Origin of the sequence: Candidatus Litorirhabdus singularis (assembly GCF_026262625.1) — a bacterium.
Classification (GTDB): Bacteria; Pseudomonadota; Gammaproteobacteria; order Pseudomonadales; family Halieaceae; genus Litorirhabdus; species Litorirhabdus singularis.
This window is the reverse complement of record NZ_SHNN01000001.1, coordinates 177543-195735: the sequence shown is the minus strand read 5'-3', so window position 1 is coordinate 195735 and position 18193 is coordinate 177543. Positions and strand designations below refer to the sequence as shown.

General features: G+C 55.5%; 22 protein-coding genes. 21 read left to right on the top strand and 1 reads right to left on the bottom strand.

Annotation, left to right across the window (positions count from 1 at the left end):
• Nucleotides 1–5: 5 nt before the first annotated feature.
• The 11 genes from rplR (at nt 6) to rplQ (ending at nt 6199) form a co-directional block, all read left to right on the top strand.
• Nucleotides 6–356 carry a 50S ribosomal protein L18 gene (rplR, locus tag EYC98_RS00910; protein ID WP_279243420.1) on the top strand — a complete coding sequence of 117 codons (351 nt, stop codon included), beginning with the start codon at nt 6–8 and terminating at the stop codon, nt 354–356.
• An 11-nt stretch (nt 357–367) separates the two neighbouring features.
• Nucleotides 368–880: a 30S ribosomal protein S5 gene (gene rpsE / locus EYC98_RS00905; RefSeq protein WP_279243419.1), complete on the top strand. Its 513-nt coding sequence runs from the start codon at nt 368–370 to the stop codon at nt 878–880.
• A 37-nt stretch (nt 881–917) separates the two neighbouring features.
• Nucleotides 918–1100: a 50S ribosomal protein L30 gene (gene rpmD / locus EYC98_RS00900; RefSeq protein ID WP_279243418.1), complete on the top strand. Its 183-nt coding sequence runs from the start codon at nt 918–920 to the stop codon at nt 1098–1100.
• Nucleotides 1101–1105: 5 nt separating this feature from the next.
• Nucleotides 1106–1552: a 50S ribosomal protein L15 gene (gene rplO, locus EYC98_RS00895; RefSeq protein WP_279243417.1), complete on the top strand. Its 447-nt coding sequence runs from the start codon at nt 1106–1108 to the stop codon at nt 1550–1552.
• Complete coding sequence (gene secY, locus EYC98_RS00890; protein WP_279243416.1) at nt 1553–2887, top strand: preprotein translocase subunit SecY; 1335 nt, start codon at nt 1553–1555, stop codon at nt 2885–2887.
• 14 nt (nt 2888–2901) lie between these two features.
• The gene (gene rpmJ, locus EYC98_RS00885) at nt 2902–3018 is read left to right on the top strand and encodes a 50S ribosomal protein L36 (protein ID WP_279243415.1); all 117 of its coding nucleotides are present in this window, start codon (nt 2902–2904) and stop codon (nt 3016–3018) included.
• A gap of 165 nt (nt 3019–3183) precedes the next feature.
• The gene (rpsM, locus tag EYC98_RS00880) at nt 3184–3540 is read left to right on the top strand and encodes a 30S ribosomal protein S13 (protein WP_279243414.1); all 357 of its coding nucleotides are present in this window, start codon (nt 3184–3186) and stop codon (nt 3538–3540) included.
• A gap of 133 nt (nt 3541–3673) precedes the next feature.
• A complete protein-coding gene (rpsK, locus tag EYC98_RS00875) occupies nt 3674–4066 on the top strand; it encodes a 30S ribosomal protein S11 (protein ID WP_279243413.1) in 393 nt (130 codons plus the stop codon).
• An 18-nt stretch (nt 4067–4084) separates the two neighbouring features.
• Nucleotides 4085–4705 (top strand): 30S ribosomal protein S4, encoded by a 621-nt coding sequence (rpsD, locus tag EYC98_RS00870; RefSeq protein ID WP_279243412.1) that lies wholly within the window; start codon nt 4085–4087, stop codon nt 4703–4705.
• 36 nt (nt 4706–4741) lie between these two features.
• The gene (locus EYC98_RS00865; protein ID WP_279243411.1) at nt 4742–5746 is read left to right on the top strand and encodes a DNA-directed RNA polymerase subunit alpha; all 1005 of its coding nucleotides are present in this window, start codon (nt 4742–4744) and stop codon (nt 5744–5746) included.
• 63 nt (nt 5747–5809) lie between these two features.
• Nucleotides 5810–6199, top strand: coding sequence for a 50S ribosomal protein L17 (gene rplQ / locus EYC98_RS00860; protein ID WP_279243410.1), 390 nt, complete (start codon nt 5810–5812; stop codon nt 6197–6199).
• A 59-nt stretch (nt 6200–6258) separates the two neighbouring features.
• On the opposite strand, the gene uvrA is transcribed toward rplQ, so the two are convergent.
• On the bottom strand, nt 6259–9117 hold the full coding sequence (gene uvrA / locus EYC98_RS00855) for an excinuclease ABC subunit UvrA (protein ID WP_279244869.1): 2859 nt from the start codon (nt 9115–9117) through the stop codon (nt 6259–6261).
• Between the two features lie 184 nt (nt 9118–9301).
• On the opposite strand from uvrA, the gene EYC98_RS00850 reads away from it, so the two are divergent.
• The 10 genes from EYC98_RS00850 (at nt 9302) to moaB (ending at nt 18192) form a co-directional block, all read left to right on the top strand.
• Nucleotides 9302–10666: an MFS transporter gene (locus EYC98_RS00850; protein WP_279243409.1), complete on the top strand. Its 1365-nt coding sequence runs from the start codon at nt 9302–9304 to the stop codon at nt 10664–10666.
• A 119-nt stretch (nt 10667–10785) separates the two neighbouring features.
• A complete protein-coding gene (locus EYC98_RS00845; protein WP_279243408.1) occupies nt 10786–11523 on the top strand; it encodes a phosphatase PAP2 family protein in 738 nt (245 codons plus the stop codon).
• 1 nt (nt 11524) lies between these two features.
• Nucleotides 11525–12391, top strand: coding sequence for a hypothetical protein (locus tag EYC98_RS00840; protein ID WP_279243407.1), 867 nt, complete (start codon nt 11525–11527; stop codon nt 12389–12391).
• A gap of 41 nt (nt 12392–12432) precedes the next feature.
• On the top strand, nt 12433–12756 hold the full coding sequence (locus EYC98_RS00835; protein ID WP_279243406.1) for a hypothetical protein: 324 nt from the start codon (nt 12433–12435) through the stop codon (nt 12754–12756).
• A 3-nt stretch (nt 12757–12759) separates the two neighbouring features.
• On the top strand, nt 12760–13416 hold the full coding sequence (locus tag EYC98_RS00830) for a hypothetical protein (RefSeq protein WP_279243405.1): 657 nt from the start codon (nt 12760–12762) through the stop codon (nt 13414–13416).
• A gap of 9 nt (nt 13417–13425) precedes the next feature.
• Entirely contained in the window at nt 13426–15363 is a 1938-nt protein-coding gene (locus tag EYC98_RS00825; protein WP_279243404.1) for a serine hydrolase domain-containing protein, read from the top strand.
• Entirely contained in the window at nt 15360–16010 is a 651-nt protein-coding gene (locus EYC98_RS00820) for a C39 family peptidase (RefSeq protein WP_279243403.1), read from the top strand. Before EYC98_RS00825 ends, EYC98_RS00820 begins: the two co-directional genes overlap by 4 nt.
• Nucleotides 16011–16175: 165 nt before the next feature.
• On the top strand, nt 16176–16736 hold the full coding sequence (gene ssb / locus EYC98_RS00815; protein ID WP_279243402.1) for a single-stranded DNA-binding protein: 561 nt from the start codon (nt 16176–16178) through the stop codon (nt 16734–16736).
• Nucleotides 16737–16790: 54 nt separating this feature from the next.
• Nucleotides 16791–17675, top strand: a complete 885-nt coding sequence (locus EYC98_RS00810; RefSeq protein ID WP_279243401.1) for a sugar nucleotide-binding protein — start codon at nt 16791–16793, stop codon at nt 17673–17675.
• Nucleotides 17659–18192: a molybdenum cofactor biosynthesis protein B gene (gene moaB, locus EYC98_RS00805; RefSeq protein ID WP_279243400.1), complete on the top strand. Its 534-nt coding sequence runs from the start codon at nt 17659–17661 to the stop codon at nt 18190–18192. The genes EYC98_RS00810 and moaB overlap by 17 nt, the downstream gene beginning before the upstream one ends.
• Nucleotide 18193 lies beyond the last annotated feature (1 nt).

The following is an 18193-nucleotide window of genomic DNA, read 5'->3' as shown; positions in this document are numbered from 1 at the left end:
TAGTTATGAGCGCTAAAAATGATTCAAGACTGCGCCGAGCACGGCGTGCACGAGCTAAGATTCGTGATCTGGGTGTTAATCGCCTGAGTGTGCACCGTACGCCTCGCCATATTTATGCGCAGGTTCTGGCTCCTAGCGGAGACCGCGTATTGGCTAGTGCCTCTACGTTGGACAGCAGCTTGCGCGGTGGCAGCACCGGCAACGTAGGCGCTGCGGCGGAAGTAGGTAAGTTGGTTGCCGAGCGTGCCAAGGCCGCTGGCATCGAGAGCGTGGCATTTGACCGCTCTGGCTTCAAGTATCACGGTAGGGTCAAGGCACTGGCCGACGCTGCTCGTGAAAATGGATTGGAATTCTAGGGTTTACCACTATGGCTTACAACGATCGCAAGAAAGACGACAATTCCGAAGGCCTGCAAGAGAAGCTGGTTCAGGTTAACCGTGTCGCCAAGGTTGTCAAAGGTGGACGTATATTCGGTTTCACTGCCCTGTGTGTGGTAGGTGACGGCAATGGCAAGGTTGGTTACGGTCGCGGTAAAGCGCGTGAAGTGCCTGTCGCCATTCAGAAGGCTATGGAGAACGCGCGTCGCAACATGATCCAGGTTCAGCTGGACAGCGGCACGATTCAGTACCCGATTAAAGCTAACCACGGTGCATCAAAGATATATATGCAGCCAGCGTCTGAAGGTACCGGCGTTATTGCTGGTGGTGCGATGCGAGCGGTATTGGAAATCGCCGGAGTACATAACGTACTGGCCAAGTGTTACGGCTCTACCAACCCGGTAAACGTGGTACGGGCTACTTTTAAGGGTCTGCAGACCATGGTCTCGCCCGAAGGTGTTGCTGCCAAGCGCGGTAAGACTGTCGAAGAAATTTTGAATTAAGACTGTTTGAATTATTCAGACCAGGATTGGTTAAGTCATGGCAAAAGCTACAGTTAAAGTCACGCAAGTACGCAGCTCGCACGGGCGCCTGAAAAATCATAAGGCATGTGTTGCAGGGTTGGGTTTGCGTCGTATCGGTCACACCGTCGAGGTGGAGGACACTCCCTCTGTGCGCGGCATGATCAATAAAGTTCATTACCTGATACGAGTTGAGGATTAAGGACTATGAGTGAGACATTACGTTTAAATACCCTCAGTCCTGCTCCCGGCGCACGCAAGGATTCCAAGCGCGTAGGTCGTGGTATAGGCAGTGGTACAGGTAAGACCTGTGGTCGCGGTCATAAAGGACAGAAGGCACGCTCCGGTGGTTCGATTCGTCCGGGTTTTGAGGGCGGTCAGATGCCCTTGCAAAAGCGTCTGCCGAAGTATGGTTTTACTTCGCGCATGGCTCGTACTACAGCGCAAGTGCGCTTGTCCGAGTTGAATTGTGTGGACGCCGACGTCATCGATCTGGATGCGCTGAAACGCGCTGATGTGGTCAAGGATGACGTGCTGCGAGCACGCGTATTCTTGTCCGGTGAAGTGACAAAGGCTGTGAGCCTGCAGGGAATTGCCATCACCAAGGGCGCCCGTGAGGCCATAGAGAAAGCTGGCGGCAAGGTCGAAGACTAAATGGGACGTCCTCTTCCAGCCGGGGTTAATACCGCAGGACTAGGCGAGCTGTTTGCTCGCCTTCGCTTTGTTCTGATGGCGATCATTGTGTATCGCATAGGCACCCATATTCCGGTGCCAGGCATAAACCCCGCTCAGATTGCCGCGCTGTTTGATCAGAATCAGGGCACCATCCTGGGTTTGGCGAATATGTTCAGTGGCGGTGCGCTGGAGCGTATGAGTATTCTGGCGCTGGGCATCATGCCCTATATATCAGCGTCTATTATTATGCAGCTGATGTCTGCCGTGACGCCTCAGCTGGAGCAGCTGAAAAAAGAAGGCGAGTCGGGCCGGCGTAAGATCAGTCAGTACACGCGTTACCTCACAGTCGTGTTGGCTATTGTTCAGGCCACGGGTATGTCTGTTGGTATGGCAAATCAGGGTATGGCTTACAGCGTAACCCCGCTGTTCTTTATCATCGCGATTGTATCGTTAGTTACTGGTGCCGTTTTCATGATGTGGCTGGGCGAGCAGATAACCGAGAAGGGCGTAGGCAACGGAATATCGTTACTGATCTTTGCAGGTATTGTTGCGGGATTACCGTCAGCCATTGGCCAGTCGCTGGAATCTGCGCGGCAAGGTGAACTTAACATTCTGGTATTGCTGTTTATATTGGTACTGGCAATTGCCGTTATCTACATGATCATCTTTATTGAGCGTGGTCAGCGTCGTATTACGGTTAACTACGCCAAGCGACAGCAGGGCCGTCGGCAGTATCAGGCGCAAAGTAGCCATCTGCCGCTGAAGGTTAATATGGCGGGCGTTATCCCGGCGATTTTTGCCAGCAGTATTTTGCTCTTCCCTGCCTCCATCGCGCAGTGGTTCGGTAGCAGTGGCGACGGTGGATCTGAGTGGCTACAGGAAGTAGCGCTGGCAATTGGCCCCGGTCAGCCATTGAATATCTTGCTGTTTACCGTATTGATTGTCTTCTTCTGCTTCTTCTACACCGCGTTGATGTTCAACCCGGAAGAAGTTGCGGACAACCTGAAGCGCTCGGGTGCGTTTGTACCGGGTATTCGCCCGGGTCCGCAAACAGCTACGTATATTGACGGCGTGTTGACCCGTCTTACTGTGTTCGGTTCCGCTTACATCGCGCTGGTGTGTTTGCTGCCACAGTTTCTGGTGGTGTTTTGGAACGTGCCCTTTTACCTGGGCGGCACCTCACTACTGATTGTGGTCGTGGTGGTTATGGACTTTATGGCTCAGGTGCAAAGTCACTTGATGTCACAACAGTATGAGTCGGTCATGAAGAAGGCCAACTTGAAGAATATTGGAGGATCCGGACGCGTCCGGTGATTGGAGTAAGACTGATGAAAGTACGTGCTTCCGTAAAGAAGATGTGCAGAAACTGTAAAATTGTTCGCCGTAAAGGTGTGGTTCGCGTGATATGTAGCGTAGAGCCCCGTCATAAGCAGCGTCAGGGTTAACAGGCTGCGGATTTTTCCGAAGTTGATTTTTGTGTCTTGTATCGCTAGAATGCTGCGCCTTTCGCGTCGCACCCTCGTCTGCAGTAAGGATGATGGGCTAGTGAAGTTACCAGTTGCGTTGGCAACAGGTCGCCGCAAGGCAGTGATAGTAAATGGAGAGTGTTAATGGCTCGTATAGCCGGTGTCAATATACCTGATCACAAGCATGCTGTGATTTCACTGACCTACATCTACGGTGTAGGCCGTACTCAGGCGCGTAGTCTGTGTGCCGCGACTAAGGTCGGTGAAGATACCAAGATCGGGGAACTGACTGAAGTAGAAATGGACGCGCTGCGTACAGAAGTTGGCAAGCTGACTGTGGAAGGCGATTTACGTCGTGAATTGTCCATGAACATCAAGCGATTGATGGATCTGGGCTGTAACCGTGGTCTGCGCCATCGTCGCGGTTTGCCGCTGCGTGGTCAGCGTACCAAAACCAATGCTCGTACCCGTAAGGGGCCGCGCAAGCCAATTCGTCGGTAATCTATAAAACCGCTCAGGGCATCTGCCTTGTAGAGGAGTCAGTGACGCTAAATCACTAACCTATAGAAAGAACGAATTATTTTTAGTGTAGCTGCACCTAAGTGCAGTGTTGATATTAAAACAGGAAGTAACTATGGCTAAGCCAGGTGCCAAAGGCACTCGTAAAAAGATTACCAAGACCGTTGTTGACGGCATTGCGCATGTACATGCCTCTTTCAACAACACCATCATCACCATAACCGATCGTCAGGGTAACACTCTGAGTTGGGCAACCGCCGGTGGCTCTGGCTTCCGTGGTTCGCGTAAGAGCACCCCGTTTGCTGCGCAGGTAGCAGCCGAACGCGCTGGTGAAGCGGCCAAGGAATACGGTTTGCAGAATCTGGACGTGCAGGTCAAGGGCCCCGGCCCAGGCCGCGAGTCTGCGGTTCGCGCACTTAACAACTGCGGCTACAAGATTGGCAATATTACTGACGTGACACCGGTACCGCATAACGGTTGTCGCCCCCCGAAAAAACGTCGCGTATAGAGCAGGCAGGACAAGACTATGGCTAGATATATTGGACCCAAGTGCAAGCTCGCGCGTCGCGAAGGAACGGATCTGTTCCTGAAAAGTGGTGTGCGCTCACTGGAGAGTAAGTGTAAGGCAGAAAACGCACCTGGTCAGCATGGCGCCCGTCGCGGTCGTCTGTCTGATTACGGCGTACAGTTGCGCGAGAAGCAGAAAGTACGTCGCATCTACGGCGTGCTGGAAAAGCAGTTCCGTAACTACTATAAAGAAGCAGCAAGACAGCGTGGAGCGACTGGTGAAAACCTTTTGCGCCTGCTGGAATCACGTCTGGATAACGTCGTTTATCGCATGGGCTTTGGCGCCACTCGCGCTGAGTCGCGTCAGCTGGTATCTCACCGCGCTATCCTGGTTAACGGCGTGAGCGTTAACATCGCTTCTTACCAGGTGAACCCGGGCGATATCATTTCGCTGCGCGAAAAGTCCAAGAAGCAGCTGCGTGTGCAGTCGGCTCTTGCACTGGCAGCCCAGCGTGGCGAACCCGAGTGGATTGAGGTTAATAACGACAAGGTAGAGGGTACGTTCAAAGCGTATCCCGAGCGTGCCGATCTGACCTCTGAGATCAATGAAAACCTGATCGTCGAGTTGTACTCGAAGTAATCCATCCTACGGATCAACGTATATACAGGTACTCCTATGCAAGTTGCAGTTAACGAATTTTTGACGCCTCGTCTCATCAATGTTAATGCGGTTAGCGATTCACGTGCCCAGGTAACACTGGAGCCACTGGAGCGCGGTTTTGGCCACACTCTGGGCAATGCGCTGCGTCGCATTCTGCTGTCTTCGATGCCCGGTTGCGCAATCACCGAAGTCGAAATTGAAGGTGTTTTGCACGAATACAGCGCTATCGAAGGCGTTCAGGAAGACGTCATTGAGATTCTGCTGAATCTCAAGGGTGTTGCCCTGGTTATGGACGGCAAAGACTCAGCGGTCTTGACGCTCAGCAAGAAGGGCCCAGGTGTTGTAACCGCGGGTGATATTCAGGTTGATCACGAAGTCGAAATTCGTAACCCCGAATATGTCATCTGTCACCTCAATGGTGCGGCTGAAATCAACATGACATTAACCGTTGCGCGTGGCCGTGGCTATTCGCCGGCTGATAGTCGTCACAATCCCGAAGAAGAGACTCGCTCTATCGGACGTCTGCAGTTAGATGCTACTTACAGTCCGGTAAATCGCGTGTCATATGTGGTGGAAGCGGCTCGTGTAGAGCAGCGTACTGACCTCGACAAGCTGGTTCTGGATCTGGAAACCAACGGTACTATAGATCCTGAAGAGGCGATTCGTCGCGCAGCGACTATCTTGCAGCAGCAGTTGGCTGTATTTGTTGACCTTGAAAGTGAGCGTCTGGAAGAAGCTGCGGTTGAAGAAGACGAAGTTGATCCGATTCTGCTGCGTCCGGTCGACGACCTCGAGCTCACCGTTCGCTCAGCTAACTGCCTGAAGGCGGAAAATATTTACTACATCGGCGATCTCGTTCAGCGTACCGAAGTAGAGCTGCTGAAGACGCCTAACCTTGGCAAGAAGTCCCTGACTGAGATCAAGGACGTACTGGCCTCGCGTGGTTTGTCGCTTGGTATGCGTTTGGATAACTGGCCGCCCGCCAGTCTTAAGAATGATGATCGGGTACTGAGCGTTTAATCGCCAGTACTCGGTATCCCCAAGTTATTGTGCTGAGATAGCACTGAAGTAAAGGACAGGAAAATGCGCCATCGTCAAAGTGGACGTCAGTTAAACCGGAACAGCTCTCACCGTAAGGCGATGTTTCGCAATATGGCTACCTCGCTGGTAGAGCATGAGTTGATTAAGACTACTGTGCCCAAGGCTAAAGAATTGCGCCGAGTGGCAGAGCCCCTGATCACCTTGTCCAAGGTGGACAGTGTTGCTAATCGTCGTTTGGCGTTTGACCGGCTGCGCGACAAGGCGGCTGTAGGCAAGCTCTTTACTGAGCTGGGTCCGCGCTACCAGGAGCGTCCAGGTGGCTATATCCGTATCATGAAGTGCGGCTACCGTACCGGCGACAAAGCGCCTATGGCCTATGTCGAGCTGGTGGATCGTCCGCAGGTGGATATTGTCGAGGACGACGAGGATTAAGACCTTTGGGTCTTGAAAGAAGCCGGGCTTGCCCCGGCTTTTTTGTGCCTGTCTGTTTTCTAGGCAGCCTTCTCTTTAGACGATCTCGCTTTAGCGGCGACTAGAACCGGCTTGAGGAACTGTCCGGTATAAGAGCCAGCGACTTCGCCGACTTGCTCAGGGGTGCCGGTGGCAATGATCTCGCCACCACCACTGCCGCCTTCAGGTCCCAGATCGACGATCCAGTCAGCGGTTTTGATCACATCCAGGTTGTGCTCGATAATAATCATGGTGTTGCCTTGGTCTCTTAGGCGATGCAGGACTGCGAGCAGTTGTTTGATGTCCTCGAAATGTAACCCGGTGGTGGGCTCGTCCAAAATGTACAGAGTCTTTCCGGTATCGCGTTTTGAAAGCTCGCGGGACAATTTCACCCGCTGTGCCTCACCCCCGGATAAGGTGGTGGCGGACTGGCCTAGTCGTACGTAGGTAAGGCCAACGTCCATCAGTGTTTGCAGTTTTTTGGCGATAGCGGGTACCGGTTCGAAGAATTCCAGCGCGTTCTCAACCGTCATATCCAGCACTTCGTGAATATTCCTGCCCTTATACAGTATTTCCAGTGTCTCGCGGTTGTACCGCTTGCCCTTGCAGACATCGCAAGGCACATAAATATCTGGCAGAAAATGCATCTCTACTTTGGTGACACCATCACCCTGACAGGCTTCACAGCGGCCGCCTTTGACGTTGAAACTGAAGCGACCGGGTTTATAGCCGCGGGAACGGGCTTCTTGTGTACCCGCGAACAAGTCTCTTATCGAGGTAAAGATGCCAGTATAGGTGGCTGGATTAGAGCGCGGTGTGCGGCCAATAGGACTTTGGTCGATATCGATGCATTTGTCGACATGCTCCAGTCCCTTGATCGCTTTGTGCGGCGCTGCCGTGAGCGTAGTAGCACCATTTAATTCAGTAGCGGCCAGTGGATATAGGGTCGCGTTAATCAACGTCGACTTGCCGCTGCCAGAGACCCCGGTGATGCAGGTCATCAGACCCACCGGAATCTGTAGGTCGACTCCTTGTAAGTTGTTGCCAGTGGCACCTTTAAGCTGCAGCAACTTTTTCTTGTCGAAGGGGTTACGCTGGGTTGGCACTTCGATGCGGCGCCTGCCTGAGAGGTAGGCACCTGTCAAAGAGTCCGGGTTGGCGACAATGGCCTTGTAGTCACCCTGCGCCACGATTTCTCCGCCGCGAATGCCAGCGCCCGGGCCGATGTCGATGACGTGATCGGCGCTGCGAATGGCGTCTTCATCGTGCTCAACGACCAATACCGTATTACCCAGGTCGCGCAGATGCGTCAGTGTACGTAAAAGCCGTGAATTATCGCGTTGATGCAGACCGATGGAGGGTTCATCAAGGATGTACATCACCCCGACCAGTCCCGCACCGATTTGTGAAGCCAGACGAATACGTTGTGCTTCACCGCCAGACAGAGTTTCGGCGCTGCGGTTCAGGGTTAGGTAATTCAGCCCCACATCCACCAGAAAGCGATAACGGGCGCGCAGTTCCTTGAGAATCTTGTCGGCGATCTCACCCTTGCGTCCGGTTAGTGCCAGATTGTCAAAGTAGTCCTGCGCTTCGCCAACCGGCAGCGTAGTGATGCTGGGCAGGGTGCGACCATCTACCAGCACGTGGCGGGCATCGCGACAGAGGCGGGTACCGTTGCAATCGGGGCAGTGCTGGGTGCTGATGAATCGAGTTAACTCCTCGCGCACCGACTGTGATTCAGTGTCGCGGTATCTGCGCTCCATATTGGGCAGAATGCCTTCAAACGCGTGGGTGCGCTGGAACACGTCGCCCCGATCATTGATGTAGGAAAAACAGATTTCCTCTTTGCCACTACCGTGGAGGATCACCTGCTGGTTCTGTTTGGATAGCTTTTCAAACGGGCTGTCGATATCAAAACTATAATGCTCTGAAAGGGAGCGCAGCATATGAAAGTAGTAGACGTTGCGACGATCCCAACCCCGTATGGCGCCTTCGGCGACGCTAGACTCGGGGTGTTGGACGATGCGTTCTGCGTCAAAATACTGTTTAACCCCCAGACCGTCACAACCGTGGCAGGCACCTGCCGGGTTATTGAACGAGAACAATTTGGGTTCCAGTTCACTGATGCTGTGGCCGCATTTGGGGCAGGCGAACCGGGCGGAAAATAGAACTTCTTCACCGTCGCCGTCCATATAGCTTACGGCCGCTATTCCGTCCGTCAGCTGCAGCGCGGTTTCGAAGGATTCTGCCAGCCGTATACCGAGGTCAGGGCGCACTTTAAAACGGTCTACAACAACCTCAATAGTGTGTTTCTTTTTCTTGTCCAGTTCCGGGGTGTCGTCCAGGTCGGTGACAATGCCGTCGATTCGGGCACGCACAAAGCCGGAAGCGCGCAATTCGTCTAACACATGCAGGTGCTCACCCTTGCGTTCACGAATCACTGGGGCCAACAGCATTAATTTGCTGCCCTCGGTCATGCCAAGTACGGCGTCGACCATCTGACTGACGGTCTGCGCCTGCAGTGTAACGCCGTGGTCAGGGCACTGCGGGTCGCCAATGCGAGCGTACAACAGGCGTAGATAGTCATAGATCTCGGTAATAGTGCCCACGGTTGAGCGCGGGTTATGCGACGTCGACTTCTGCTCGATAGAGATGGCCGGTGACAGACCTTCGATATGATCGACGTCAGGCTTCTCCATCATGGACAGGAATTGGCGCGCGTAGGTGGATAGAGACTCCACGTAGCGGCGCTGACCCTCGGCGTAGAGAGTATCAAAAGCCAGTGATGATTTGCCCGAGCCGGACAGTCCGGTGATGACCACGAGTTTGTCGCGTGGAATGTCCAGATCGATGTTCTTCAGGTTGTGGGTGCGTGCCCCACGGACTTGAATAGTGTCCATAGTGATAATGCCAACGCCAAACAGGAAAGTATAAGTCGCCAGCTTGTGTATAGGCAAAGCCGAAGCGGGTTTATTTAGGGTTGTTTATGCTTTTGTCCGGTTACTGTGTCGGTCGGGGTGAGTCTGACAGTCGAAGCTGTTACTATTCGCGCCCCTATATTTGTCATCCGTCGGTCTGTTTGCTGTGATTACCAAAAACCCCATGACGCCTCTGGAGCGTCGCACTGTGGCGGCGCTGGCCGGGCTATATAGCTTCCGTATGCTGGGTTTGTTCATGGTGTTGCCGCTGCTGGCGCTGTATAGCGATAGTTTCAGCGCTAGCACGCCGCTGCTGATTGGGGTGGCGTTGGGTGCCTATGGCTTGGCGCAAGCTGTGCTGCAGATTCCATTCGGCCTGGTATCGGACCGTATCGGACGCCGTCCGGTCATTGTCTTTGGACTGGTACTGTTTGGAATTGGCAGTATTGTGGCCGCCCAGGCCGATAGTATTTATGGTTTGATCGGCGGACGCCTGATACAGGGCGCCGGTGCCATTGCGAGCACGGTGATGGCGCTGGTCGCTGACAGTACCAGCGACGAACAACGTACCAAGGCCATGGCGCTAGTGGGGATCAGTATTGGTGCTTCTTTCGCGGTCGCCCTGATAGTGGGCCCGTTGTTGGCAGGTTTTGGCGGTATTGCGGTGGTATTTTACGTCACTGCGGGGCTCGCGCTGCTGGGCATAGTGATTGTCTGCACAATCGTGCCGGTGCCGACCCAGATCAAAACCCAGCACCGGGAGGCCGGGGCAGTGCCGGCACTACTGATGCGCAGTATCGTCGACCGACGATTGGCACGGTTGAATTTCAGTGTGTTTGCCCTGCACTTTATTCTGATGGCGGGCTTTGTGGTGTTGCCGCTGGTGCTGGAGAACAATCTGCAGGTGGCATCTGAGCGGCACTGGCTGGTTTACCTGCCCACCTTGTTACTGTCGGTGCTGGGAATGCTGCCTTTAATGCTACTGGCAGAACGCTATGGGCGTCTGAAGCAGGCCTTTATGTTGGCGGTGGTCGGCGTCGGCTTGTCGCAGTTGATGTTCGCCCTTAATGGTAACGCCTGGTTAGTTTATCTGGCTTTGCTGCTGTTTTTTGTCGGCTTTAATTATCTCGAGGCCACGCTGCCTTCTTTGATCAGTAAAACCGTTTATGCAGGCGGTAAGGGCACGGCGTTGGGTGTTTATTCCAGCAGTCAGTTTCTGGGCGCTTTTGCCGGCGGAGTAACCGGAGGCTGGGCGCTGCAGACTTTTGGCCAGAGTGGGGTGTTTGTGGTTTGCGCTCTGGTTGTAGGGCTCTGGTTACTGGTGGCGCTGCGGCTACAGCCGCCACGCAACCTGGCTAATATTGTGGTCGAGTTTCCGGCCGACGAGGAGCGCTGGCTGGACAGGGTCAGCCAGCTGCGACAGGCAGCGGGCGTGGCCGAAGTGCTGTTGATTAGCGATACTCGGACTATTTATCTGAAGGTTGATGAGACCGAGTTTGACCACGATTTGGTGGCGGGGCTCACAGTCTAGCGTCGCAGTGCCGCTGAACCTGGCCACATTGGCCATTTTTGATGGCAAGCTCTGCTTGTCGCTGGGGCACACCTGAACTAACTTTAGTACGACATTCACACGTTGATACAGGGAAGTAGATGCGTGATTTTATCTCCAGAGCGGCCCGCCTGTGGCTGCGGCATTGGCGCCCACTATATCTGCGCCTGCCATTACTGCCACCGGCCTTCTTTTGCATGATCCTCGGGTATGAGGTCTGTAATTGGATTAACGTGACCCTGGGCGCTCCGCGCTGGTGGAGCATTCCCGTCGCGACCCATTGGGACTGGGAGATACCCTTTCTGCCGGGCAGTCTGCCGCTGTACCTGTCTTTCATCAGTTTTTACTTTCTGCCCAAAGCGTTGCTGCGCGAGCCCTACAGGAATGAGGCCTACTACGCAGCCATGCATCAGGCCCTGCAGTTGACCACATTGGTCTCCTGTGTAATTTTTCTGCTCGCGCCAACTCCGGTTGAACTCCGCGTGCAGGCACTGACAGCGCTAGACAGCGCGCATTTGCCCCATTGGTTGCGGGCAGGTTGTGAGGGCTTGTTTGCCATTGACGGTGAATATAACGCCTGGCCCAGTCTGCATGTATCACAGCCCTTGCTGATTATGCTGGCGGTACAGCAGTTGCGCCTGTTCTCGCCGTTGCTGCGCCGTCTGTTGTGGCTGCACTGGGGGCTGATGGCGCTTAGCGTGCTGACGATGAAGCAACACTATCTATGGGATGTCTTCACGGCTGTCCTGCTGGCGGTAACCTACTGGCTAGTTTGGCTCAGTCCACGCCTGCGAGCGGCGGTAGTGCCGACGCGCCCGCAGATGGCACTGGGACTCTGATATGAGATGCCAGCCTCGACAGGCTTTACTGTTGGCGGTCGCCTACTGCGGTCCGCTGCAGGCAGATTTGCCGCTCAGTGTCGATGATCTGTTCACCGCCCATCACCGCTATCGGCTTGAAGCAGGAATTGATTATAGTAACCAAGAGTACTCGGCCCCAGGTGCTGGCTACGCGCAGAGTACCGATGTCGCGGTGGCCAGTCTCGGTCTGCGCTACGGTTTGACCGCCCGTACTGAACTCTTCACCCGGGTTTATGGTTACTACTCGCAGGCGCGCACGCAAAATGACCAGGGGCTGCAAGTTGATGCCAACACGGATTGGAACCGGGTCGTCGCCGGTGCCAATATTCAGTTTTCCGCCGACAACACAACCCCTGCGCTACTGGGCTTTGCGGCCTTCGATCTGATTGAGAACCCGGCTGATTCTGCGCAGCAGTTGCGTTATGCGAGCAGCGCCAATATCGGCTTGACCACTTATCGCAGCATTGACCCCTTGTTACTGTCTGCGGTTGTCCGCTTCGACTACCGGTCTGACTACCAGCAGCAGGGGCTCAGCGTGGAGCCCGGACATAGTGTGGTAATCAGCCCGCAAACCGCCTTCGCCATCAATCATCTGGTTACCCTCACGGGAGGCCTGGAATGGGAGTGGCGGCAGGGAGTGCAGGTACAGGGCAGCCAGTTGACCCTGGACCGTTCGCGCACCAGCGTCTTGTTGGGCTTGGGCTACAATTGGTCAGAAGACGTGACGGTTAGCTTCAATGGTGAGTTTGCAGTGACCGACAGTGCCGGCGCCAGCATGAGTATCAATGTGGTGTATAGCTTTGATGATCGCCGCGGGCTGCAACGCAAACTTGATAGATCACCGTAAGCCCATCCAGGTAGCTTGGTAACTAGCAGGAGTGTTCTCTTATGTATTCTGTTATCGCTTTCTTTCCGATGTTTTTCGGTTGGCTGTGGCTCACCGAGCGGCGAGTACTCGCACTCGCCTCGGCGGTGCCTGCCATTCTTCTGGGTACCCTGATCGATCGGGTGCTGGAGCCTGACCCCGGTCCTTTGCTAGAGGAATTATTTTACAACACGATACCCATCGCCTTCGTCGTTGTGATCTCGATGCTGGTGCTGCCGCTGGCGCGACGACGGGGCTGGATAACGGATTCTGATATCGAGCGGCTATTTCGTAAGCGCCGTGGACAACCCAAGGGGCAGGATGCCCATCACAAGCAAGAGGAATGACACATGGATAGGTCAATCGGATATTTACTGGCAGCATCGCTGACTGTTTCAACTGCCCTGGCACACGCGGTACAGGAGGATAAGACACCTTCAGATCCCGTGTTGGCAGGCTTGCAATTACAGGATTTGTCGCCGGCAGAAATGGCGGCTACGGAGGGAGATTTAGTCAACTTCGGAGCGCTGTTCTGGAGCCTCGTGGGCGGAGCGGGCTTTGGTATTAGTAATGCGATAGAACAGCATCAGGAAACGGGGGAGGTTAACTTAGCTGAGGTAGCCTACGTTAGTGCGGGTGGTACCGCTGTAGCAGGCATCGGTATTGCTGCCGGTATGTCTGGCAGTGTAACGGCGATTGTGGTCGCTGGAGGGGTGAGTTTGGCAGTGACTACCGCCATGGCGTTTGCCGAAGAGCCGGTTACCTCGGTCGCGGTGCCTGTGCGCCCCACGCCGCTATTACCGCTCCAGCAGCAACCGCCGGTGAATTATGGTTTTGACCAGAGCCAGCTACCGCAGCCCGGGGCAATTTATGGGGCTGAAATATCCAGTGTGGCAGGTGCGGTTACGCTGGGGTGGGGTACGCCATTCCCGCAAGCTTATCCGCAAGTATGGGGTTTGAATGAAGTCAGTGCGGGTGCTGGCGAGGAGCATTACCAGTACTTTTAGGCGGCGACTATGCGCTCTATGACGTCTGCAAGTGCCGGGCAGTCAGCCGCCCGGCGCTGTTGCGAACTGCTGTGTATAGCGCTGCCCCTGCTACTGTATTGGTCTCCATCGGTTACCGCAGCCGCCAACTATGATGAATGGTTACGGCAGCAGCTGGGCGGGCCGGCGGCAGGCCCGTCGGTGTCTGCCGCTGCCACTATCGTTAGTGCGGACACTGTCTTATCGCAGCGAGCTGTCGGCTTTGCCGATCCTGTGACGGGGGCGCCTGCGCAGGCAGCGACTTCGGCTTATCGCATCAGCTCGATCACCAAATTGTTTACGGCTGTGGCTCTGGCGCAGTTGTTGGCAAGCGGGCAGATCGAATCTTTGCAGGACCCGGTCAATCGCTACTTGCATGACATCCAACTGTCACCCAACGCGGGGCGGGAGGTCACCATCGAACATCTGGTTACTCACACCGCGGGATTCGATTACTGGCAGTACGGGTTGTACACCCGCGAGAAAAGTTTGGCTGGCGGGCGCCAGCTTGGTGCGGCTGATGTCTTACCTCTGCTACCGCCTTATGTGCGGCCTGCGGGGCAATGGGCGGTGTACTCTAATACAGGTGGTGCCCTGCTTGGCTTGTTGGTTGAGCAGGTCAGCGGACTGTCCCTGGGAGACTATCTGAGGACTCAATTGTTTACCCCACTTGGAATGCAGTCGACGCGTCTGCAGGGCTCAGGGCCGAGCGTGGAGCTGGCCCACAGTTACTATCTGTTGGTGGGAGGTGGGGGTTTATTGGCACAGCCGTTGAGGGCCTATAGCCCGTTCATGGCGCTCTCTATGGGAGCGGTGTCCAGCGCCGCAGATATGGGTCGCTTCATGCGCATGTTGCTGCGCGGTGGGGAATTGGACGGTACACGCGTACTCAGTTCTGCCGCGGTTGAGCAACTGCTGCAACTGCGATTTCGTAACCACCCCGCGGCCAACGGCTATGGGATTCTCTTTGATATCGCCCAACAGACGCCCACCATTAGTCTGTATATGCACAACGGCGCGACAGCCGGCTTCAACGCGCACTTGCTGTTGGCTCCGCAGCATGATTTGGCCATGTTTGCGGTAGTTGCTGGTAGCAGGGCCGGCGTTGAAGGTGCGCAGCAGGCGTCGCCGCAGCTACTGAGTGCTCCGGGTTTGTTGGCTCGATTTGTCCGTGAATGGGTTGCTCCCTATCACTTTCCGAGAGTCGTGAGTTTGCCCCACACGCTAGTACCGGAGGGTGACTATATAACTCAAAAGCGCGCGCTGCGGTCGCCAGAGGCATTATTCGATCTGGTGCGTCCACCGCAGCAGATTCAGGTGCGCTCTGTGGCAGGGCAGTATGTTAGTAACGGCCGGCCCGCCACCGAGGTAGCACCCGGTGTCTACTTGGCCGAAGGTCCCTATGCCTACCGGGAAATGTTTTCCCGCCATGCTGGCGAGCCGGTTATGACTGTCTACGGTTCCAATGTGCTGACCCGGATGGTCTGGTGGCAGCAGCCTATGTTGCTGCGTAATAGTCTTGTGGTTGCAGTTGGCCTATGTGGCACCGGCCTACTGGTATTGCTGCTGTTGTCCTGCGGGCTCAATCACCTTCAGTGCTGGCTGTGTCCGGCTGGTATCGGGTTACTGCTGGCCTGGCCGGCCTATGCGGCTGTGCAAGATGGGGGTTTGGCAGCGCTATTCTGGCAGTTGCAGGCATCGCAGCCTCTGCCGTTGCAGCTGGCTGTTACGTTGAGTCATCTGTGGCTGCTGTGGACCGGGCTCTGGTGGTTGGCGTTGACTCGGGTGCGGCGCAGTTGCGTTGTGGGGGCTTATTGGTTCCAGCGCGTCATCGCCCTGTTGGTTGGCAGCGCCAGCCTGATCTTACTGCTGGTTCTGTTCAATATTAACCTGCTGGGCCCTGATGCTTGGCGCTGGTGGCGCACGTGAAGCGGTTTATTTGGGGCTTTTTGTTGGCTATACTCGCGCCTGCTCAGGGCATGGCCTGGCTGGACGGGCAGGGTGCGATTCGGGGTTCATTACCGCTGCAGGATTGGCGCTCTCTGCGCGATCGCGGTGTCCATAAGCAGGATTTTGATTACTCCTGTGGCGCCGCATCTTTGGCAACGTTGCTGCAAGGCTACTTCGGTATTGAAACCTCCGAGCAGGCGTTGTTGCAGCGCCTGCCGCTGCATCAGGGGCGCACCTCGTTCGCAGATCTGGCGACTCTGGTGCGCGTCGACTATGGACTGCAGGCTGCCGGCTACGCGCTGAGCTTTGCCCAATTGCAGCAGTTGGCGCGTCCAGTGCTGCTCTACCTGAGTGTGCGTGGCCAGGATCACTTTTCGGTGCTGCGTGGAATCGATGCTAACGGTGCGGTCTGGCTGGCTGATCCGTCCTGGGGTAATCGGCTGTTGACCCGTACCCAATTTGAGGCCATCTGGTATACCCGGGCAGCAGCGTCCCATCCGGGGAAAATTCTATTGCTTGAACCGTCTACTGGCGGCTTTACAACCCGCAGCGACTATTATCAGAGTAGCCGACTGGCGCAAGAAATTCGGCGTGCCGATTGCCAATTTTGTAGGGCTGGTGGTTAGTGCGCAGATATTGGGCTGCGCGCCTGCAGGAACCGAAATCTTATTCCCGAAGGCGTTTGGGGTGCCGAGGTGTACGGACTTTGCTGGCACATTAGTCGTTCCAGATGTCGCATTTGCAGTGCGGGGTTGCTATAGTTTTCTGCTAACACGAGAGAGGATAAGCGCATGGCGCGTGGAATCAATAAAGTCATACTGGTGGGCAATCTTGGCAATGATCCCGAAACCCGTTATATGCCTTCCGGGGGCGCGGTAACCAACATATCCATTGCCACTTCTGAGAGCTGGAAGGACAAACAGACCGGCCAGCAGCAGGAGCGTACCGAATGGCATCGGGTGGTGTTCTTCAACCGCTTGGCTGAGATCGCTGGTGAGTATCTGAAAAAGGGCTCCAAGGTCTATGTCGAGGGCTCGCTGCGTACCCGTAAGTGGCAGGATCAGTCTGGCCAGGACAAGTACAGCACCGAAATTGTAGCCGCAGAGCTGCAAATGCTGGATAGTCGCGCCGGTGGTCAGGGGCAGGGCGGCGGATACCCCGATGACGGTGGCTATTCGCAGGCACCCCAGCAAGGTCAGGCCCCGCAGCAGAATCGCGGCGGGCAGCAACAGCCGCCAGCGCAGGGTGCTCCCCAATCCGCTCCTCAATCCGCCCCCCAGTCTGCGCCAATGCAGGCGGCACCCGCACCCGCGGAAAACTTCGCCGAATTTGACGACGATATTCCGTTTTAAGTGTGCTCGCGGGAAATTCGCAATAGTGTCTGGCGCCCATAGGATTATGGGCTAATGCGAGTTCTCATCATTGGGGTCGATACCCCCATCGGCCGCGGCCTGAAGGAATTTTTTACAGCCCGCGAGCGTCAGTTTGTAGGCTTGCTGAAAGCCGATTGCCGCTGGAAAAGTGAGCGTCAGGCCAAAAAAGTGCTGCGCCGCAGTGCCTGCGATATGGCGATAGATTGCAGGCTGCAATCTGCAGCAGATGGCGGTATCAAGGTTCATGAAATCGATATCGACCGCACGCGCTGGCTGGCGTCTGCGAGTCGAGGCCTTAAGGCACCTTTTATGCATTTGTCCTGCGCCCGGGTGTTTTCTGGCAGTGCCCAGCGTCCCTACCGGGAAGCTGACCACCCCGATGGACACTCGACTATCGCCGAGTTCCTGGTTGAGGCCGAGCAGGAAGTTCGCGATAACTGCGAGGAGCACGTAATCCTGCGTCTGGGTCCGGTGTTCGCTCCCTATGGCATTAATGTGACGACTCATTTTTTGCGACAATTGGACGAGGGTGCGGTGCTCAGCCTCAGCCGGGAGTATCAAGGCTGCCCGATTCCGGTGGAAGACGCTACCCGGGTTATTTCTGGAATCATTGATCAGCTCAGCTGCGGCATGCAGCCTTGGGGCGTGTATCACTACTGCAGCCCTGATGTGACTAATTGCTTTGAGTTTGCTGAAGTGTTGCTGGCGGCAGCGTCGCAATACAGGGGTCTGGATTCAGGCCAGATACAAGAGCTGAGTGAGCCGGAACAGCCGTGCTTGCGTGAGCTCGATTGTAATCATATTCGCAACACTTTCGCGATCAAGCAGCAACCTTGGCGAGCTAATGTAGCGGCACACGTTGGAGAGTATTTCGCCACTAAGGATTCAGAGGAGCAGACACTTGGCAAAGGCAACTGACACGGTGGCGCAGCCACTGCATATCGCGGTGTTGACCGTATCTGATACCCGCACTGAAGCCGACGACACCTCCGGGGGGTATCTGGTTGAGTCACTGCAGGAGGCTACGCATGTATTGGCGGACAAGCAGATCGTCAAAGATGATATTTATCAGATTCGTGCGGTTATTTCGCGATGGATCGCCGATGCCGGCGTGGATGCGGTGCTGGTAACCGGTGGTACCGGCTTCTCCGGTCGCGACAGCACGCCTGAGGCGGTTGAGCCCTTGTTCGATAAGCGTATCGATGGCTACGGCGAAATTTTCCGCATGCTGTCGTGGCAGGAAATTGCATCATCCACGGTGCAGTCCCGCGCCGTCGGTGGGCTGGCCAATAACACGGTTATCTTTTGCATTCCGGGTTCGACCGGCGCTTGCCGCACGGCGTGGGACGGGATTCTCCGGGACCAGTTGGACAGCACTCACCGTCCCTGTAATTTTGTCGGTGTGCTGCGCACCCGCCAGCAACGCGAATCCTGAT